The 18,199-nt window shown below is 66.6% G+C and carries 15 protein-coding genes and 1 pseudogene; 8 read left to right on the plus strand and 8 right to left on the minus strand.

The features are described from left to right. The first annotated feature begins 25 nt into the window (after positions 1-25). Both ACUXVH_RS15360 and ACUXVH_RS15365 read left to right on the plus strand, forming a co-directional pair. Positions 26-661 carry a LysE family translocator gene (locus ACUXVH_RS15360; protein ID WP_011061605.1) on the plus strand — a complete coding sequence of 212 codons (636 nt, stop codon included), beginning with the start codon at positions 26-28 and terminating at the stop codon, positions 659-661. A 171-nt stretch (positions 662-832) separates the two neighbouring features. Next, positions 833-1,489 carry a ribonuclease T2 family protein gene (locus ACUXVH_RS15365; protein ID WP_011061604.1) on the plus strand — a complete coding sequence of 219 codons (657 nt, stop codon included), beginning with the start codon at positions 833-835 and terminating at the stop codon, positions 1,487-1,489. A 114-nt stretch (positions 1,490-1,603) separates the two neighbouring features. Here ACUXVH_RS15365 and dapA read toward each other — a convergent pair whose 3' ends face one another. Further along, the gene (dapA, locus tag ACUXVH_RS15370) at positions 1,604-2,452 is read right to left on the minus strand and encodes a 4-hydroxy-tetrahydrodipicolinate synthase (protein WP_011061603.1); all 849 of its coding nucleotides are present in this window, start codon (positions 2,450-2,452) and stop codon (positions 1,604-1,606) included. Positions 2,453-2,795: 343 nt separating this feature from the next. Continuing rightward, entirely contained in the window at positions 2,796-3,335 is a 540-nt protein-coding gene (locus ACUXVH_RS15375; protein ID WP_123397356.1) for a GNAT family N-acetyltransferase, read from the minus strand. Positions 3,336-3,683: 348 nt separating this feature from the next. Here ACUXVH_RS15375 and ACUXVH_RS15380 point away from each other — a divergent pair. From ACUXVH_RS15380 to ACUXVH_RS15390, 3 genes and pseudogenes are all read left to right on the plus strand, one after another. After that, a pseudogene (locus ACUXVH_RS15380) lies at positions 3,684-4,007 on the plus strand (PAS domain-containing protein); the annotation flags it as partial. A gap of 168 nt (positions 4,008-4,175) precedes the next feature. Next, a complete protein-coding gene (locus ACUXVH_RS15385; RefSeq protein ID WP_438357136.1) occupies positions 4,176-5,249 on the plus strand; it encodes a methyl-accepting chemotaxis protein in 1,074 nt (357 codons plus the stop codon). A 143-nt stretch (positions 5,250-5,392) separates the two neighbouring features. Next, on the plus strand, positions 5,393-5,977 hold the full coding sequence (locus tag ACUXVH_RS15390) for a LysE family translocator (protein WP_011061600.1): 585 nt from the start codon (positions 5,393-5,395) through the stop codon (positions 5,975-5,977). A 13-nt stretch (positions 5,978-5,990) separates the two neighbouring features. Here the strand turns inward: ACUXVH_RS15390 and ACUXVH_RS15395 are convergent, their stop codons facing one another. From ACUXVH_RS15395 to ACUXVH_RS15415, 5 genes are all read right to left on the minus strand, one after another. Further along, positions 5,991-6,869 (minus strand): AraC family transcriptional regulator, encoded by an 879-nt coding sequence (locus ACUXVH_RS15395; RefSeq protein ID WP_065364184.1) that lies wholly within the window; start codon positions 6,867-6,869, stop codon positions 5,991-5,993. A 25-nt stretch (positions 6,870-6,894) separates the two neighbouring features. Next, positions 6,895-7,398, minus strand: a complete 504-nt coding sequence (locus tag ACUXVH_RS15400; protein ID WP_015635832.1) for a VOC family protein — start codon at positions 7,396-7,398, stop codon at positions 6,895-6,897. 85 nt (positions 7,399-7,483) lie between these two features. Continuing rightward, positions 7,484-9,958, minus strand: a complete 2,475-nt coding sequence (locus ACUXVH_RS15405; protein ID WP_065364183.1) for a TonB-dependent siderophore receptor — start codon at positions 9,956-9,958, stop codon at positions 7,484-7,486. Between the two features lie 98 nt (positions 9,959-10,056). Next, positions 10,057-11,028: a FecR domain-containing protein gene (locus tag ACUXVH_RS15410; RefSeq protein ID WP_065364182.1), complete on the minus strand. Its 972-nt coding sequence runs from the start codon at positions 11,026-11,028 to the stop codon at positions 10,057-10,059. 3 nt (positions 11,029-11,031) lie between these two features. Then, positions 11,032-11,565 (minus strand): sigma-70 family RNA polymerase sigma factor, encoded by a 534-nt coding sequence (locus tag ACUXVH_RS15415; RefSeq protein WP_065364181.1) that lies wholly within the window; start codon positions 11,563-11,565, stop codon positions 11,032-11,034. Between the two features lie 324 nt (positions 11,566-11,889). Between ACUXVH_RS15415 and ACUXVH_RS15420 the strand changes: the two genes are divergently transcribed. After that, the gene (locus ACUXVH_RS15420) at positions 11,890-13,977 is read left to right on the plus strand and encodes an EAL domain-containing protein (protein WP_011061594.1); all 2,088 of its coding nucleotides are present in this window, start codon (positions 11,890-11,892) and stop codon (positions 13,975-13,977) included. 425 nt (positions 13,978-14,402) lie between these two features. On the opposite strand, the gene ACUXVH_RS15425 is transcribed toward ACUXVH_RS15420, so the two are convergent. Next, a complete protein-coding gene (locus tag ACUXVH_RS15425; RefSeq protein ID WP_255313417.1) occupies positions 14,403-16,439 on the minus strand; it encodes a hypothetical protein in 2,037 nt (678 codons plus the stop codon). Between the two features lie 335 nt (positions 16,440-16,774). On the opposite strand from ACUXVH_RS15425, the gene ACUXVH_RS15430 reads away from it, so the two are divergent. Together ACUXVH_RS15430 and ACUXVH_RS15435 are read left to right on the plus strand one after the other, a co-directional pair. Beyond that, entirely contained in the window at positions 16,775-17,032 is a 258-nt protein-coding gene (locus ACUXVH_RS15430; RefSeq protein WP_065364180.1) for a transmembrane sensor/regulator PpyR, read from the plus strand. Continuing rightward, positions 17,019-18,191, plus strand: a complete 1,173-nt coding sequence (locus ACUXVH_RS15435; protein ID WP_011061591.1) for an NnrS family protein — start codon at positions 17,019-17,021, stop codon at positions 18,189-18,191. The genes ACUXVH_RS15430 and ACUXVH_RS15435 overlap by 14 nt, the downstream gene beginning before the upstream one ends. The last annotated feature ends 8 nt before the right edge of the window (positions 18,192-18,199 follow it).

Raw genomic sequence — 18,199 nt, forward strand, 5'->3', positions numbered from 1 at the left:
CGGCGGATGACCCTGGAGCGAACCCATGGATATACCAACCCTGCTGCTGTACATCGTCACCGTCAGCGCGGTGATGATTACCCCCGGCCCCTCGATGTTGCTGGCCTTGAACAATGGCGCGGTGCATGGCATGCGGGTGGCTGGCTGGGGCATCGCCGGCGCGGCGTTGTCCGACCTGCTGCTGATCGGCGCGGTGGGCTGCGGCCTGGGGGCGTTGCTGCAGGCCTCGCAAGAGCTGTTCGTGGTGGTCAAGAGCTGCGGCGCGGCCTATCTGCTGTATCTGGCCTGGGGCTTGTGGCGAGCGCCTACCCGTGCCCTGGCCTGTACGGTGGGCGGGGCCTCGGCCAGCGGCTGGTCGGCGTTTCGCCGGGCGTTGCTGGTGGGGCTGTCAAACCCCAAGGGCCTGCTGTTTTTCTCCGCCTTCGTGCCGCAGTTCGTGCGCCCGGAGCAGCCGGTGGCCGAGCAGTACCTGATCCTGGCCGTGGTCAGCGCCCTGGTGGACTGCCTGATGATGAGCCTCTATGCCGTGGGTGGCCGGCGGGCCATGGCGCGCTTTTCCGCCCGGGTCATGGGCTGGATCAACCGCAGTTGTGCCGGCCTGCTGGCGGTGCTGGCGCTGGGTGTCGGCCTGTATCGGCGCAGTGAGGGCGCTGCCGCCTAGGGCATTGGCGGGTATTCTCCGGGCCGCTGCCTGACCGGCTTCTGCGGGACACCGGGCAATTGCTGTCATGTTCCGGCAACGCCGGCCTGCCAGAAAGATCAGGTTGTTTTCAATCCGTTCCACCCCGATGGCGGGGCCAGGACGATGCGCTTTCCCAAGGAGAAGGTCACGATGAGAAAGTTTTTTACCCTGATGGCAGCCCTGGTGCTGACCCTGGGGATGGTGGGCATCAGCGACGCACGTCAGCCCAAGCAGCAGCGCGATTCGGTGGCGGGTACCTTCGACTACTACCTGCTGACCCTGTCCTGGTCGCCGACCTTCTGCCTGATGCACCCGGAAAACGAGCAGTGCACCGGCAAGGGCTACGGTTTTGTCCTGCACGGCCTGTGGCCGCAATACGCCAAGGGTGGCTGGCCCGAGTCCTGCCCACCCCTGACCCAGCTCAATGCCCAGGAACGGGCCAAGGGCCTGACCCTGTTTCCCACCGCCAAGCTGATGAATCATGAATGGAGCAAGCACGGCACCTGCAGCGGCCTGGGGGCCATGGGGTACCTGGATGCCGCGGACAAGGCCCTGGCCAGGGTACAGATTCCCGAGGCGCTGCAGCCTTCGACCACGGTGCGCTATTTCGAGGCCAGCCAGATTGCCCAGCAGTTTCGCCAGAGCAACCCGGGGATCGCCGAGAACGGCATCGCCATTCTGTGCAGCGGCCCCGAGCTGTCCGAAGTTCGTGTTTGCCTGACCAAGGACCTGGAGTTCGGCGCCTGCGGCAAAGGCGTGAAGAACCAGTGCCGTGCCGGGCAGATCCGCATTCCGCCCATCCGCTGAAGGCACCTGCAAGAACCCCACCGATGTCGCATCGCTGTAGGAGCTGGCTTGCCGGCGAAAGCCTACCTGGGGCGGGTGCAAGCCGTGGCGGCTTCTTCGCCGGCAAGCCCGCTCCTACAGGGTGCGGAGCAGGGTTTGCAGGGCGGCGCTGCAATCGTGCATCGGTGCTCGCAACTGCGTTCCGATCAACCCCTGGTGGGCCAGCAGTGCCTTGACCGGCGCCGGGTTGGGTTCGGCGAACAGTGCCTTGATCAGCGGCACCAGTTGCATGAAGGTGCTCCGGGCCGCGTCCAGTTGCTGTGCCCGGACCTGTTGCAGCAAGGCGACGAACCGTTGCGGGTGGATATGCGCCGAGGCCGCAATGGCCCCATGGGCGCCCAGGCACAAGGCGTTGAACAGTTGCAGGTCCTCGCCGCACAGCACTTCGATCTGCCCGCAGGCCAGTAGCGCCAGGGTCTTTTCCAGGTTGCCGCCACAGTCCTTGACCGCCGCGATCCGTGGATGGGCCACGATGTTCAGCAAAGTAGCGGTGTCCAGGCTCACCCCGGTGCGGTAGGGAATGTCGTAGACAATCAGCGGCACGCTGGAGGCGTCGGCCACGGTGGCGAAGAAGCTCTCCAGGGCTGCTTGCGACGGCCGGATGTAGTAGGGCGCGGGCACCAGCAAGGCGGCCACCGCACGCTCGAGGATCTGTTCCTGCAGGCTCAGCAGCGACTTCAGGTTATTGCCCGCCAGCCCCATGATCACCTTCCCGGCGGGGGCTCGCTCCAGCACCGCATCGAGCACCGCCAACTGCTCGTCCTTGTCCAGGGCCGCGGCCTCGCCGGTAGTGCCGCAAACCACCAGCCCGGCTACGCCGCTTTCCAGCAGGTGAGTGGTCAAGCGCCCCAGGGCGGCGAAATCGACGGCACCGTCGATGAAAGGGGTGACGATAGGGACCCAGATACCTTGAAACGATGACATGCGTGTTCTCCTGATGGTTGACCGTCGGGTCGTCGTCAGAAGAGTAGAAGGGCGGTAAGCAGGGGGAGGGTGTCCGTAGCGCTTGAGGTCCTGTCAGCTCATCTGACGGGACACAGCGCCCCGGTCACATGAGCGACTGTTTCTTCGATTTAGAGCTGCAGGCCACGCGCGCCTCGACCTTGGCCGACAGGCCAATGGTGCGAAGGATGAAGGGCGTGGCTGGGGACATGGTCGCTGCAGGCTCAAGAATCAGGCGCCCAGTTTTAAAAGCCGGCGATCGCTTTGTCAATCCTCGAATCCGTTGAGTCCGCCGCGCAGGCTGCCAGGGTGCCTGCCCTGAGGGTCAGCCCGGGCATGGGTTGTCCGGCGCGCTGATGCGGTACAGCAGGCTCGGCGCCTGGCCGGGAAAATCATCCAGTTCGCCTTCCAGGCTCAGCCCCAGGCGCTCCAGGGCGCGCCGCGAGGGCAGGTTGTCGGGGCGCACCAGGCCGGTGACCCGCGGTGCATGCAGTTCGCTGAAGGCCAGGTGCAGGGCGGCCCGGGCCATTTCCGCGGCATAGCCCTGGCCCCAGGCCTCGGGGCGCAAGCGAAAGTACAGGTTCAGCCCCGGCTCGTGGCCGAAGAAGCCCTGCATGATCCCGCCGAAGCCGATCAGCCGTTGCGGGTCGCTGCGCAGGGCGATGGCCCAGTAGCCGAAACCGTGCTGCTGCCAGTGTTCGATCCAGCCGTGCAGCTTGTCGGCGCAGGCGGCAGCGTTGATCGGGCCGTTGGGGTTGAAGCGGTTGGTCTGCGGGTCGCCATGGATGGCACAGGCCTGGGGCAGGTCGTCCAGGGTCGGGGCGCGCAGTAGCAGGCGGGCAGTTTCTTGGCAGGAGGCAGGCATTGGCGCGGCTCTATGGCTTAGGGACCTGGAGAAGGTAGGTGATGGGCCATCGGTTCTCAACCAGGGGCGGCCGGGGCATTGCTTGCCAGGCTAAGTATTGATCCAGGTCAAGAGTGTTGAATCTAGTTCCGTTGCCAGGGAAGTTATTTCCCTGGAGGCAATAGCGCGATTAAAAGTGCTATCTAAACTCGATTCGGTCGGGCGCTGGGCAGTTGTTGTAGTGGATTGCTCATCAGGCTCGGGAAAGTTCTGCAGGTACGCAGAAGAAGTCTTCGGGTAATCGCAGGATGCGCCAGTTGCTGTTTGATCATGACGAGCAATTACCAGACTTCCTGCGAGGTTTTTCAAATGAAAAACAATCTCCCGGTGACTCAGCGTGAACGGGTGTTTCCTGCCGAACAACGGCTTATTTCCGCCACCGATACCCATGGCAAGATCACTTACTGCAATGACGAGTTCGTTGCGGTCAGCGGTTTCAGCCGCGAACAGCTGATTGGCAGCCCGCACAACATCGTGCGCCATCCGGACATGCCCGAAGCGGTGTTCGGCCATATGTGGTCCTACCTCAAGGACGGCAAGAGCTGGATGGGTATCGTCAAGAACCGTTGCCAGAACGGTGATCATTACTGGGTCAACGCCTATGTCACACCGATATTCAGCCAGGGCGTGATTGCCGGCTACGAATCGGTGCGGGTCAAGCCCGAGCGCCAGCAGGTGGAGCGCGCCGCCGCCCTGTACTCGCACCTGCGCAGCACCCGCCTGGCCACGCCCTGGCGCCATCGGCTGCTGGGCGCCGGGGTGTTTGTGCTGCCGCCGCTGCTGGCGGTACTGGCCAGCGCCATGGCCGGCTGGCTGGCCGGGCCCTGGGCCGGGCTGGGAGTGGCGCTGCTCGGGCTCTTTGCCGTGCAGGCCCACGGCGCCTACCGCACCGGGCAGTTGCTGGGGCGCATCAGCGCGGTGTCCCTGGGCAGTTTCGACAGCGAGCTGATTGCCCGCACCTATACCGATGAGCGAGGCCCGGTGGCACGCCTGCAGATGATCCTGATCAGCGAGGCGGCGAAGATCCGTACCGCCCTCAGCCGCCTGGGGGACTACGCCAACCAGGCGGCGTCACTGGCTTCCACCAGCCAGAACCTGTCGCGCCAGGCCGAGTCGGCCCTGGGCAAGCAGCGCGACGAAGCCGACATGGCGGCCACGGCGATGAACCAGATGGCTTCGTCGATCGCCGAGGTTTCGGTGCACATCCATGACACCGCCGCCGCGGCCGACCAGGTCAACGAGCTGACCCAGGTGGGCTCCAAGGAGGCGCGCCGTTCCCGGGTGGTGATCGAGAAACTGGCGGATACGGTGGATGCGGTCAGCCAGTCGGTGGAAGGCCTGGCGCAGGAAACCCAGTCGATCCAGGTGGCGGCGAACATGATCCATTCGATCGCTGAGCAGACCAACCTGCTGGCCTTGAACGCAGCCATCGAGGCGGCGAGGGCCGGCGAGCAGGGCCGGGGGTTCGCCGTGGTCGCCGATGAGGTGCGGGCCCTGGCGTCGAAGACCCGGGAATCGACCCAGAGCATCCAGCGCATCATCCAGAGCCTGCAGCAGGTGGCGGGCCAGGCCGTGGAAGTGGCGCGCCAGGGCAGCGTGGAGGCGCGCTCCGGGGTGGCCCAGGTAGTCAGCACCCAGCAGGCGCTGGACGGCATCAACTCGGCGGTGGAGCGCATTCACCAGATGAGCCAGCAGATGGCCGCGGCGTCGGAGCAGCAGGCCCATGTGGCCGAGGAAATCTCCGAGCAGATCAGCAATATCGCCCGGGTCTCGGACCAGAATGCCGATATTGCCGTGCACTCCTGCAGCATTGGTGGCGACCTTGAGTCCACCGCCCATGAACTCAATGCACTGGTGACCCGATTCAATAGTTGATTGCCGGGCGCGATCCACAAGTTCGTCGCGGCCTGCGCGGTGTCACGACAGCCCGCCACCGGCAGGGTAGTTTTGTTCAATACCGCCTCACCCCGGCCTCGTAGTCTGTGCGGCTCCAACCCATAGAGACAAAGAGGCAAGTGATGAGCGTAGTGTTTTCCATGGCGGCCTTTGCCCTGGCGGCCTCCATTACCCCGGGGCCGGTGAACATCGTCGCACTGGGCAGCGGTGCGCGGTTCGGCTTCCGGGCCAGCCTGCGCCATGTGGCCGGGGCCACCCTGGGGTTTGTCCTGTTGCTGGTGCTGGTCGGCCTGGGGCTGCACGAACTGCTGCGCCAGTGGCCGGCCCTGACCCAGGGCATTCGCCTGTCCGGCGTGGCCTTCCTGCTGTACATGGCCTGGAAGCTGGCCCGGGACGATGGCCGGCTGGATACCGAGGGCCAGCCTCGGGCGCCGTCGGCCTGGTATGGCGCCCTGATGCAGTGGCTCAACCCCAAGGCCTGGCTGGCTTGCGTGGCCGGCATGGGGGCCTTCGCCGCCGATGGCGAGGCGCGGCTGGTGTGGCTGTTCGCGGCGGTGTACCTGGTCATCTGCTACCTGTCGGTGGCCTGTTGGGCCTATGCCGGCAGTTTTTTGCGCCATTACCTGGGCAACCCGGCGGGCATGCGCCTGTTCAACCGGGCCATGGCCGCCTTGCTGGCAGTCAGCGCGGCCTGCCTGCTGCTTTGAATGCAGCTGGGCGTCAGTGGGCCTGGGGTTCGCCGCGCCTGGCCCGTCGCGGCCCCTGGTACTGGCCCGGGGTGGCCCCCAGATGCTGCTTGAACGCGCGCTGCAAGTGCGCCTGATCGGCGAAGCCCGCGGCCTGCGCCACCTCGGCGATCGGCGCGCCCTGGCGTAGGCGGGCCTGGGCGAACTGCACCCGCCGGTTGACCAGGTAGGCATGGGGCGCCATGCCGTACTGCTGCTTGAAGGCGCGGATCAGGTAGGAGGCCGAAAGCTGCGCAGCCTGGCAGATCTGTTCCAGGTCCAGGGGCTCGGTACAGTGCTGGCGGATGAACTGCGCGGCCCGCTCAAGCTTGTGGTTGTTCTCCCGGGGTAGGGCCTTGGCCGGGTTCAGGCGCTGTTGCAGCTCGCTGAAGAACGCCACCACGCAGCTGTGCTTGTGCAGCGTCTCCGCCTGTGGGTCCACGAGGGCGTGGTACAGCTGCTCGAGGTCGGCGAAGAGTTGCGGGTCGTCGCTGCTGGTTTCCTCGAAGGGCTGGAACTGCAACTCGGGGCTCACGCCCAGTTCATGTTGCAGGCGGGTCAGCCAGGGCGTGTCGACGTACAGCATGCGGTACGACCAGGGCTGGTCGTCGATGGGGTTGCAGGCGTGGACCACCCCGGGGTTCATCAGCACCACGGTGCCGGCGCCCACCTGCCTTTGCGTCTGCTCGCTGACGTAGGTACTGACCCCTGCGGTGATGCAGCCGATGGAGAACTGCTCATGGGCATGAGCGCAATAGCAGACCTTGCGCCCGTCGGCGATGGAGCGGGCCTCGATGAAGGGCAGGGCCGCATCGCGCCAGAAGAGGGGGGCGTCTGCAGAGGGCGGGGCGGTTTTCGTCAAGGCCATATCCATCGCTCAAGGACCGGCCACGAGTGTATTAGCTTCGCGCGTCGAAGGCGCGTTGCAGCGTCGCGATATCGAGTTTTTTCATCCCCAGCAGGGCCTGCATCACTCGCTCGGAACGGGCCGGGTCGGGGTCGCACATCATCTGCGCGAGCGTCTGCGGCACGATCTGCCAGGACAGCCCGAAGCGGTCCTTGAGCCAGCCGCATTGCTGGGCCTGTTTCGGGCCGCCAAACCCCAGGGCATTCCAGTAGTGGTCGAGTTCGGCCTGGGTGCGGCAGTGCACTTGCAGCGACACCGCTTCGTTGAAGGTAAACGCCGGGCCGCCGTTGAGGGCACTGAAGCCCTGGCCGTCAAGCTCGAACGCCACGTTCATCACCGAGCCTTCGGCGCGGCCATGGAACTCGAAGCCGGCCTTGCCGTAGTGACTGACGTGGGTGATGCGCGAGTGCTCGAAGATCGAGCAGTAGAACTGTGCGGCCTCGTGGGCCTGATGGTCGAACCACAGGCACGGGGTGATGGTCTGGATGCGTTGCATGGGGGCGCTCCTCTGCGGGTTGAGCACGCTCGCACAAGCGTAGTCAACCCGCAGCCGGAGCGGGCTACCGTGGATCGGCGCGGGGCTAGAAGTCCCAGCGGGTGGCCAGTTGCAGGCTGCGCGGCTCGCCGTAGAAGCCGGTGCTGAAGTTGCCGATACCGGTGTAGTACTTCTTGTCGAAGAGGTTCTTCACGTTCAGGGTCGAGCTCAGGTGCTGGCTGAACTGGTAGCGGGCCATGGCATCCACCAGGAAGTAGCCGTCCTGGGTGATGCGCGAGTCATGCCCGCCATTGACCGTATCGCTCGGGTCGGGCTGGTACACCTTGCCGAAGAACTGGCTCTGCCAGTTGACCCCGCCGCCCACCGTCAGGCGGTCCCAGGCGCCGGGCAGGCGATAGGTGCTGAACAGCCGCGCCACCTGCTGCGGTTCGGTGCTCTGCAGCACCGAGCCGTAGACGTAGTCGTGATTGGCGTCGCGGGTGTGGTTGTAGCTGTAGCCGGCCGACAGGTTCCAGCCTTCGCTAAGCTCGCCAGCCACCTCCACCTCGAAACCCTTGGTGGTCGCGCCTTTGGTCGGACGGTAGATGGCGTCGATGCCCCAGCCGTCCACCAGTTGCGCGACGTTGTCCTGCTCGGTGTGGAACACCGCGAAGCTGGCGTTGACCCGGCCATCCAGGTACTCGGCCTTGATCCCGGCTTCGTAGCTGTCGCCCTGCACCGGGTCGAGGATCTTGCCGTCGACGTCCTTGCTCATCTGCGGCTGGTAGATGCTGGTGTAGCTGGTGTACAGCGAGTAGCTGTCGTTGAGGTCGTAGACCAGCCCGGCATAGGGGGTGACCACGCCGGTCTGCTGGTAGCGCTGGCGTGCGTCGGGGCTGCTGGGGTCGAGGTAGCGGGTGTTGTCGATGCCCTTGAAGTCGCTGACCCGGGTGCCGAGGATCACCGCCAGGTCGTCGGTGGGCTTGAGGCGGGTGGCCAGGTAGGCGCCGGTCTGGCGCTGGAGGATGTCGTTGTCGCCGATCTTCGGGATGTCCGGCTTGGCGAACTCGCCGCGCCAGTCGTAGATGCTGCCGCCCACTGGCGGGTACACCGAACCGTGGACCGGGATGTCCTGTCTGGCGTTCATCAGCATGAAGCCGGCGATCAGCTCGTGCTCGCGGCCGAACAGGCTGAAGGGGCCGTGCAGGTTGATGTCGAGGTTGTCCTGGCGCTGGTCGCCCTTGAACTTGCCCATGTACATGAACATGCCGTCGCCGCTGGCCTGGTCCGGGTTGCCGCCGCTGGCCGAGCCCAGCAGGGTGTCGTGCTGGCGGCGCAGGTGGTCGTAGCTGACCTTCAGGGTCCAGTCATTGGCCAGTTGCTGTTCCAGGGAGGTGAACAGGGTCTGGTTCTTGAAGTCGCGGCGGCTCCAGTCGGTGGCCGGGTTGAACGAGCGGGAGAAGTGGGTCCGCGAGCCGTTGCTGAAGTACATCGGGAAGCCGGTCCAGGTGGCGCCCCGGGAGCGGGTGTTCTGCTGGTCCAGGCCGAGGGTCAGCAGAGTGTCGGGGGTCAGGTCGGCCTCCAGCACGCCGTAGGCGATGTCCTTGGTGTTCTGGTAGTGGTCGAGGTAGGAGCTGCGGTCCTGGTAGACCCCGACAAAGCGCCCGCGCAGGTTGCCGGTTTCGGTCAGCGGGCCGGAAATGTCCCCTTCGCTGCGGTAGTTGTCCCAGGAACCGACGGTGCCGGTGACCGAGGCCTTGAACTCTTTGGTCGGCCGCTTGCGGATCAGGTTGACGGTAGCCGACGGGTCACCGGAGCCGGTCATCAGGCCGGTGGCGCCCTTGATGATTTCCACCCGGTCGAAGGTCGCCATGTCGGTGCTGGTGGTGCCGTAGTCGTAGACCCCGTCGTAGGTGGCGTTGACCCCGTCGTACTGGAAATTGGTGATGGGCAAGCCGCGGCTGGAGAACTCCCAGCGCTCGCTGTCGTAGTTCTGCACGCTGACCCCGGGGGCCCGGCGCAGGGTGTCGGCGATGCTGGTGGCGCCCTGGTCGTCCATCTGTTGGCGGGTGATCACCGTCACCGTTTGCGGGGTTTCGCGCAGCGACAGGTTGAGGCCGGTGGCCGAGGCGCTGGCCCCGGTGGTGTAGCTCTGGCTGCCTTCGGTGACGCTGCCCAGGCCCTGGGCAGAAATCTGCGTGGTGCCCAGTTGCAGCGGGCCGCTGGTGGCGGGAAGTGCCTTGAGCACATAGCCGCCGCTGACCGCCTGGGCTTGCAGCCCGGAGTTCGCCAGCAGCAGTTGCAGGGCCTCTGCGACGCTGTAGCGGCCGTTCAGGCCGGGGCTCTGCTTGCCGGCAGCCAGGTCGTTGTGCCCGGCAATGAACACCGCGCTCTGCTCGGCGAAGCGGTTGAGCACCGTGACCAGCGGCCCGGGGCCGATGCTGTAGCTGCGCCGTTCAGCCTGGGGCTGGTTCTGGCCCGCATCGGCAGCGGCGTGGGCCCAGGGCGCGGCGCCGCACAGCAGTGCGGTGCACAGGGGCAGGGTATGAAAGGGCAGGCGCGAACGACGGGGTGATGGCATGGGGTTCCCTTGTGGGTCGGCAATGTGAGGACTGTTACCGGGTTAACCGAAGGGCGTCGGAAAAAGGGAACCTGCCAGGTGAAAAAAGTTTTCCGGCTTCAGGTACGTGGCTCCAGGGTCACCCACCAGGACGCCAGGCGCTTGACCCGCACCGGCAACGCCGCTTCCAGCAGGGCCAGGGCCTGGTCGGAGTCGTGCAAGGGGAAAGAGCCCATCACCGGCAGTTGGGCGATGGCCGGGTCGCAACCCAGGTGGCCGTTGCGATAGCGCCCCAGTTCCTCCAGCAGTTGCTCCAGGGGCAGGTTGTCGGCCAGCAGCAGGCCGTGGCTCCAGGCTTCGCGGGCGGCACTGGCGACCTGCAGCGGCCCCAGGGTGCGGCCATCGAAGCGCAGCTGCTGGCCGGCATTCACCACCTGCAAGCCACTGGCGCTGCGTACCTCCACCGCGCCGGCGTAGACGTTGAGCAGGCTGTCGCTGGCGCCGCAGCGCACGCTGAAGCGCGTGCCCAGGGCACGCAGGCGGCCGTGTTCGGTCTGCACCAGGAATGGCCGGCGCGGGTCCTTGGCGGTGTCGATGAGGATTTCCCCCAGGTGCAACGCCAGCAGCCGCTGCTCGGTGCTGTAGCGCACATCCACCGCGCTCAGGGCATTGAGCCACAGGCGCGTACCGTCGCTGAGCAGCGTGTCGCGGACTTCCCCGGTGCCGGTGGCGTAGTCGGCACGCCAGCGGCTCAGGGCCTGGGGCAACGGGCTGTTGCGCCAGGTGCCCCAGCCCAGGCCAGCCAGCAGCAGTGCACCGAGTACCTGGCGCCGTGCCAGGGCCGGACGTCGGGCGGCGCTCAGGGCGCGGCTGGCGGATGGGCGGGTGTTGGCCTCCTGCAATGGCAGCAGGCGCTGGCTGACCCGCTCGACATAGCTCCAGGCCTGGCGGTGTTCCGCGCTCTGCTCGAACCAGTCCTGCCACTGGCGACGCTGTTCGTCGCTGCTGCCCTGGTCCTGCAGTTGCACGTACCAGTGCGCGGCCTGTTGCAGGCAGGCATGGCTGAGCCGGCCGCCGGGTCGAGGGTCCATGGTTCAGTCCACCAGCAGGCCGTCGAGTTCGGCCTCCAGCAGTGCGCAATGCAGCAGGGCCTGGGCCAGGTACTTCTTCACCATGCGCTCCGATACCCCCAGCTCATCGGCGATGGCCTGGTAGGGCCGGCCGTGCAGTTGAGCGAGGATGAAGGCCGTGCGCACCTTGGCCGGCAGGCGGCTGAGCATGGCGTCCACTTCGTACAGGGTCTCGACAATGATTGCCTGCTGCTCCGCCGAGGGTTGCACCGCCTGCGGGCGTGCAGCCAGCGCCTGCAGCCAGGCCTGCTCCAGTTGCCGGCGCCGCCAGTGGTCGATGCACAAGCCCCGGGCCACGGTGGCCAGGTAGGAACGCTGGTGGACCTCGTCAAGCAGCACCGGCGGGCGCTTGAGCACCCGGACAAAGATGTCGTGGGCCAGGTCGGCGGCGTCCCAGGCGTGATTCAGGCGCCGGCGCAACAACTCGTAGAGCCAGCGGTGATGGGCGTCGTAGAGGCTGTGGACCGAGTCCGGGCTGGCGAGAGGCGTGGAGGGCAAGGAGGCGTGTCCGCTGGCGTTCTGGTTGTAAATGGGAATTGATCGCGATTAAAGCAAAAGCCATCGGCCCCTGCAAACGATATCGCCGCGCCCTGGCGCAATCGACCGTGCTTGAGCGGGTGGCCGCGCAGGCAGTCAAGCCTGGCGTGAACAGGACGATAAAAGACTGGGATCGGGGCCATTCAGTGCTTGCTGAATGGGGTTTCTTCAGTGGTATCTTCGCCGGTATTCGCTTGTCATGGCCTGGCGCTGCATTGCGTATCCATGGGGCGGGCGGCAACGTCCGGGGGGTATCGGACGCGCAGCGGCAAAGGGGCGGGGCTTATGCGAAACGTGGGGTTCAAGCTGTTTTTCACCCATCGTCTGGCACTCCTGGCGGGTGCCGAGTCATTACGCTCGATCCGCGAAGGCCTGTTGTGGCTGCTGCCATGCCTGCTGGTCTCGGCGCTGCTGCTGATCCTCGGCCAGTGCGCCCAGGCGTTGGGTGCGCCGCCAGCATTGGTGGAGCTGCTGACCGGCCTGCACAACCGCATCAGTTCGATCATTCCCCTGCTGGTGGCGGCGTCCATCGGCTACATGCTGGCAATCAAATACCGCCTGCCCCAACTGCCGGTGGCCTTCCTCTGCCTGTCCCATGTGGTGATCGCCATCTACCTGCTGCGCGACTACCCGCGGGCGGCGGCGACCTTCGTGCTGTTCATCGCCATCGCCTCGCCCCTGGTCAATGTGCCGCTGATGGCCCGGCTGCACCGCCAGCGCTGGACCCGGCTGGTGGACGAGGGGCTGGTGGGGCACAACCTCAAGGGCACCATCAACATGGTGCTGCCGGGGATGGTGACCTCTTTGGTGCTGGTCTGCGTGTTGCAACTGCTGCTGCAGTTCCATGATTTTGCCTACGTCGAGCGGCCGATCGATATCGACGACCTGGACAACCCCTACCTCAACGCGATCTTCCTGACCTCGACCAATTCGCTGCTGTGGTTCTTCGGCATTCATGGCGCCCATGCCATGCAGCCGCTGATGGATGTGATGGACCAGGCCGTGACGCTCAACGCCGCGGATCAGGCCGCTGGCCGGCCATTGCGCTATGCCTTGAACAGCGGCTTGCTGGGCTGTTTTGCCTTCATTGGCGGCTCTGGCGGTTCCCTGGCACTGGTGCTGGCGATCCTCGGCTTCTCGCGCAACCGCTCCATGCGTCTACTGGCCTTGGCGAGCCTGGCGCTGTCGCTGTTCAACGTCAACGAACTGCTGTTGTTCGGTGTGCCGATCATCCTCAACCCGCGCCTGCTGGTACCGTTCATGCTGGTGCCGATGGTCAATGCCTGCCTGGCGCTGCTGGTGGTGCAACTGGGGTGGGTGAGCCCGGCGCTGGTGAGCCTGCCCTTTACCTCGCCGGTGCTGCTCAATGCCTACCTCAGCACCCAGGGCGACTGGGGCGCGGTGCTGCTGCAAGGGCTGCTGCTGGGGGTCGGCATCCTGATCTACATGCCCTATGTGCGCAGTATCCAGCGCCAGGGCGAGCAAAGTGCCCAGGTCTACCTGAAAACCTTCGACACCACCTTCCATGGCCTGGAGGAGCGGGGCCGGCTGTTCGAGCTGGACCCGATGGTGGCGTCCTATCAGCAGGCCGCCCAGCAGTCCTTGCAACTGGCCCGTATCCAGCAGTTGAGCGACTACGACTTCCACCTGGAGTATCAGCCCCAGGTGATCAAGGACAGCGGCTTGTGCAGCGGTTGCGAAGCGCTGATCCGCGCCCGTGACCGCGAGGGCAAGGTGCAGTCGCCCTGGGAACTGCTGCAGTGGCTGGGCCAGGCCAAGCTGATGCCCGAGGTGGATTTCTGGGTGGCGTCCCAGGCGGTGCGCCAGCACCTGGCGTGGCGCAAGGTCGGCTTCGAGCTGCCCATCACCATCAATATCTCCAGCGCCACCCTGGCTTCCCGGGAACATGGCCAGCGCCTGCTGGAGATTCTGGCCCGGGCCCAGGGCCAGGTGTCGGTGGAGATTACCGAGGATGCCCTGGTGGGCGATGCGCTGCTGACCCAGCAATGGATCGGCAAGCTCCATGCGCTGGGCGCCCGGGTCTATATCGATGACTTCGGCACCGGCTTTTCCGCCCTGAGCTACCTGCACCAGTTCCCGGTGGACGGGATCAAGATCGACCGCAGCTTTGTCCTCGCCCAGCGTGAACCCAAGGGCGCCCAGGTGTTGAACGGCCTGCTGCGTTTTTGCGAAACCCTCAAGCTCAAAGTGGTGGTGGAAGGGGTGGAAACCCGCGAGCAGCTGGATTTCCTGCAATCGAGTGCCGAGCTGACCATCCAGGGCTGGTACTACAGCAAATCCCTGCCCGGGGAGCAGATCCCCGGTTTTGTCAGCCAGCGCGCGCGGGACGCCCAGGCACTGAAGGCCGATTGACCCCGGGGCTCAAGCCCCGGCGCGGAAGGCCGGGTGCGCCGGGCGGCGCAGCGCCTGCCACGCCCTGGCCTGGGGCCAGTCGGTGGCGCTCAGCCACAGCCCCTGGTGTTCACGCAAGGGTTCGGCGGGCAGGCGCAACAGGTCCTCCAGTGCCCACTCCAGGCTGTGGCCCGGATCGGGATCCTCCGCCGCCTGCCAATCCCGCTCGAACAGCAGCAGCCCCAGGCCCCGGGCATCGAAGTGCTGGAACAGCGGGCGGTGGCGCAGCCAGTCGGGGGCGATGCGCAGGCTGCGTTCCTGCACATCGAGCAGCAGCAATTGCCAGACGCGGTAGCCCTGCTGCGGGTCGCCGGCGCCGAGCCGGAGCCGGGTCAAGGCCAGGTAGCGGGCGTCGGTGGACCAGATCAGCGACGGGGCCAGATCGCCTACTGCACAGCCGGAGGCGGTGAGCAGGTGGCCGCCGAGCCGCGGGCTGGTTTCCCGCAGCCAGCTGTCGGCGTACTCGGTTTCGCTGCCAAACAGCCACGCGGCGTCGCGGCCATCGGGGGCAGGCTGGATAAAGTCACCCTCGGCGACCGCGGCCTGAGGCCGATCCACCAGGCGCCAGGGCGCCAGGGCGCCACGGGCTGCAATTGGTCATCGATCACCAGCCAGTCCTGGCGCTCATAGCAGGGTTGCGAGGCCGGGCCTTCGGTGCAGAATGCCGCGGCGTGTTCAGGTGCGGGCGCCGGCCGGTTGAAGCGTTGCAACGGGCTGCTGGCGTGGTCCGGGTCGAGGCGCCCGACCAGCACGGCCAGGCTCAGGCGGCCCTGGCGAAAGTCCAGCAGGCGCGCCGCCAGCAGTGCCGGGCTGTAGATCAGGCGCTGCTGTTGCAGGTCCGCCACCACCACCTGGGGGGCCAGATCCAGGGTCTCGCTCCAGGGCAGCAGGGCCAGGTAGCGCTGGCAATCGGAAACCCGATGGTCCAGCAACCAGCACCCGGGCAGTTGCCAGGTGCCGATCTGGCATCGGTAGGCACCCAGGCCCCGGGGGTTGTCCGTCAGCCAGCTGAACAGCGCGCGCTGCTCGCCCAGCAGGGGCTGGGACTGGATCCGGCTTTCGCCCCGGGCCCCGCTGCCGTCCAGGGGCTGCAGCAACTGGGTGCGGGTCAGCGGCAGTGGCGCCACTTGCAGGCAGCCTTGCCGGTCATGGCCGACGCCGGTTTCGCTGTCGCTGTGGGTACTGTGCAAGCGATAGCCGTAGCGCCCCTGGTCCGCCTCGGCCAGGTCCAGGTATGCGCTGTAGCCCAGCCAGTGGCGGTCCAGGCTGAGCAGCGGGCCAGGGTAGAAGGATGGTTCTGCATGGCTGGCGACCCAGGGCGCGGGCAATGCCCGCCAGCCCTTGTCGGCCTGCCACAGCCAGCAGCACGCGGCCTCAGGCTGCGCCTGCTCGTGGGCGATGCAGGCCAGGGCCCGGCCGTCGTCGCGCCAGATGCGGGGTGCGTCCGCCCGCAGCAGCAAGCCGCTGGGCTGGCCGTCGATACTTATGCGATAGGGCGGCGTGCGCAGGGGTTCCAGGGGTTGCTCCAGGGCCCTGAGGCTGGCCGGCAGCGCCAGGCTGGCGTGCAGCCGGTGGCTGCCGTGGGGTGCGCTTTCTTCGAAATCCTGGCGAGCCAGGGCCTCCAGCCACTGGCCCGGCTCCAGCCAGAGATCGGCTACCGCTACCAGTTCGACGCATTCGGCCTCCTGCAGCAGGCTGTTCAGGCTGGCCTGGTGCTGGCCGTTGTCTACCAGCGGGCTGTGGCGGCCGCTGAGGGTGTCGGCGCTGAAGGCATCCAGCTCCCAGAAGTGTTCCCGGTTGCAGCGGTACAGGCGGCGCTGTTCACGGTCGAGGATGGCCAGCCCCCAGTGTTGCCTGGAAGGCAGCGGCGCGGCGAAGTAGCGCCCGTCACTGGAAAACCGCGCCGAGGACCCCAGCCCTTGCAGCAGCACCCCATCGGGGAACAGGTAGTCGCAATAGGTGGGCCCGCCCATGGCGATCTCGCCGTGATTGAACACCCGGATCGGCTGGCCTTCCGGGGTCTGTTGCGGCTCGTTGCCGCCCCAGGCGCTGATCGGTGTGGGGTTCGGCTGCACCAGCCCCAGGCGGCGCTCCAGGTGGCTGACCGCTGCCAGCCCGGCAAAGATGCTGGTGACGGCGGCGGCGATATCCCAGTAGGCCGGCAGGGCCCGGCCCAGGCTGAAGCCCAGGCCGAACGCGGCGCTGATCATCAGCCGCGCCAGGCCGCGGGCGGTTTTAGGCCAGCCCAGGCGCGCCGCCAGGGTCATCGCCGCTGCGCAGCCGAGCAACACCCCCAGGGCCGCCGGGGGCGGCAGCAGGGTGACGAAGAAGATCGGGATGAGCAGGGCGGCCAACTGCCAGAGCAACTCCAGCAACAGGCGTGACAGGCTCTTTTCGGATGCGGGGGAGGAAGCTTCGGGCATCGGCGACATCCTTGTATGGGAGCGAGCGAGCTCGCGATGGGCGTCAACGATAACGCGGGTCTACAGGAAGTGCGCGGCGTTTTCCGATGCATCGCGAGCAAGCTCGCTCCTGCAGAGGGGGGATTGGCTCAAGAGGGGCAATCTGCCCTTGCCGGCGAAAAAGGGCAGCGGGGAAAAATGCAGTCATATTGACTGCGTTGGTGGTCTTTATGACTTCTTCTTTATCTGGTCATAAAGACTCTTGAGGTGGCAGGGGCCCGGTTTTACGGGCTCTGCGCGCTGGCATGAAACGTGAAGGGCCAGTCATGCCATTGTGTGTTCGAGGAGTTGTAGAAATGAGCCGTTACTTCGATTCGCCGCTGCATGTACTGCACCTGTCCAATGCGCTGCTGGGGTCGGGCAGCCTGTTGCTGGGCCTGGGGGTGTACGCCGCCTATGTCCATTCCGGGCATTTGCCTATCGCCACCCTGGTGCTGATGCACAGCCTGGTGATTATCGGGCCGACCCTGTTGAAGATCGGTTATGTCATGCGCCTGCTGGCCCAGCGGCGCATGGCCCAGTGCCAGGGGAGGGCTGCCTGTGTCTTTGCCTGAAGCCTGGCACCGCTGGACCGGCCAGCCCCTCTGGAGCCTGGGGTTCCGCCCGTTCTTCCTCGCCGGCGCCGGCTTCGCCTGCCTTGCCCTGGTGGGGTGGGGCCTGTGGCTGCATGGTGCGCTGGCGGGCCTGCAACCGGTGGCCGGGATGCTGGCCTGGCACCGTCACGAAATGCTCTTCGGCTTTGCCGTGGCGATCGTTGCCGGCTTCCTGCTGACGGCGGTGGCCAACTGGACCGGCCGCCCGGGCCTGAGCCGTACGCCGTTGCTGTTGCTGTGGCTGCTGTGGCTGGCGGGGCGCCTGGCCTGGTGGCTGCCGCTGCCGGGCCCGCTGTTCGTTGTGGTGCAACTGGCGTTCATGCCGTTGCTGGCGGCGGTGATCGGGCGCGAGCTGTGGTGCGCCGGCAAGCGCGAGAACTACCCCATGGTCCTGGTACTGGGGCTGCTGGCGCTGTTTCAGGGGCTGACCCTGTGGGGCCTGTTGGAACACCAGGACAGCTGGCAGCGGCGCGGCGAACTGGGTGCCTTGTGGCTGGTGGCGACCCTGATGACGGTGATCGGCGGCCGGGTGATTCCCTTCTTCATCCAGCGCGGGCTGCAACTGCCCCCCCAGGCGCCGACATCGCCCTGGCCGACCCGAGTGTTGCTGGTGGGCAGCCTGCTGGCCGCGTTGTCCATGGCCCTGGGCGGCGGTGACGCTCCCCGCGGGTGGCTGGCGCCGCTGTTCGCCCTGCTGGCGGGGCTGCAAGGCTGGCGCTTGTGGCGCTGGCACCGGCCGGGGCTGTGGAGGGTGCCGTTGCTTTGGTCGCTGTACCTGGCCTACGGGTGGCTGGCCCTGGCAACCCTGGGCATGGCGCTCTGGCACCTGGGCTGGTCGATACCCCAGAGCCTGGTGACCCATGCCCTGGCGGTGGGCGGCCTGGGCGGGCTGGTGCTGGGCATGGTGGCGCGGGTCAGCCTCGGCCACAGTGGCCGGCCCCTGCAGGCTTCGCGGGCCATGGCCGGTGGCTTTGCGCTGCTGTTCCTGGCGGCCTTGTGCCGGGTCCTGCTGGTGCCGTTCAGCAGCCTGGGGCTGGGTCTTTCAGCGCTGCTGGCAGGCCTGGCGTTTGCCGTGTTCGTGGCTGGCTACGGGAGGATTCTGTTGACCCCCCGGTTGTGAGGGCCACC

This window comes from Pseudomonas sp. 8(2025), assembly GCF_052665325.1.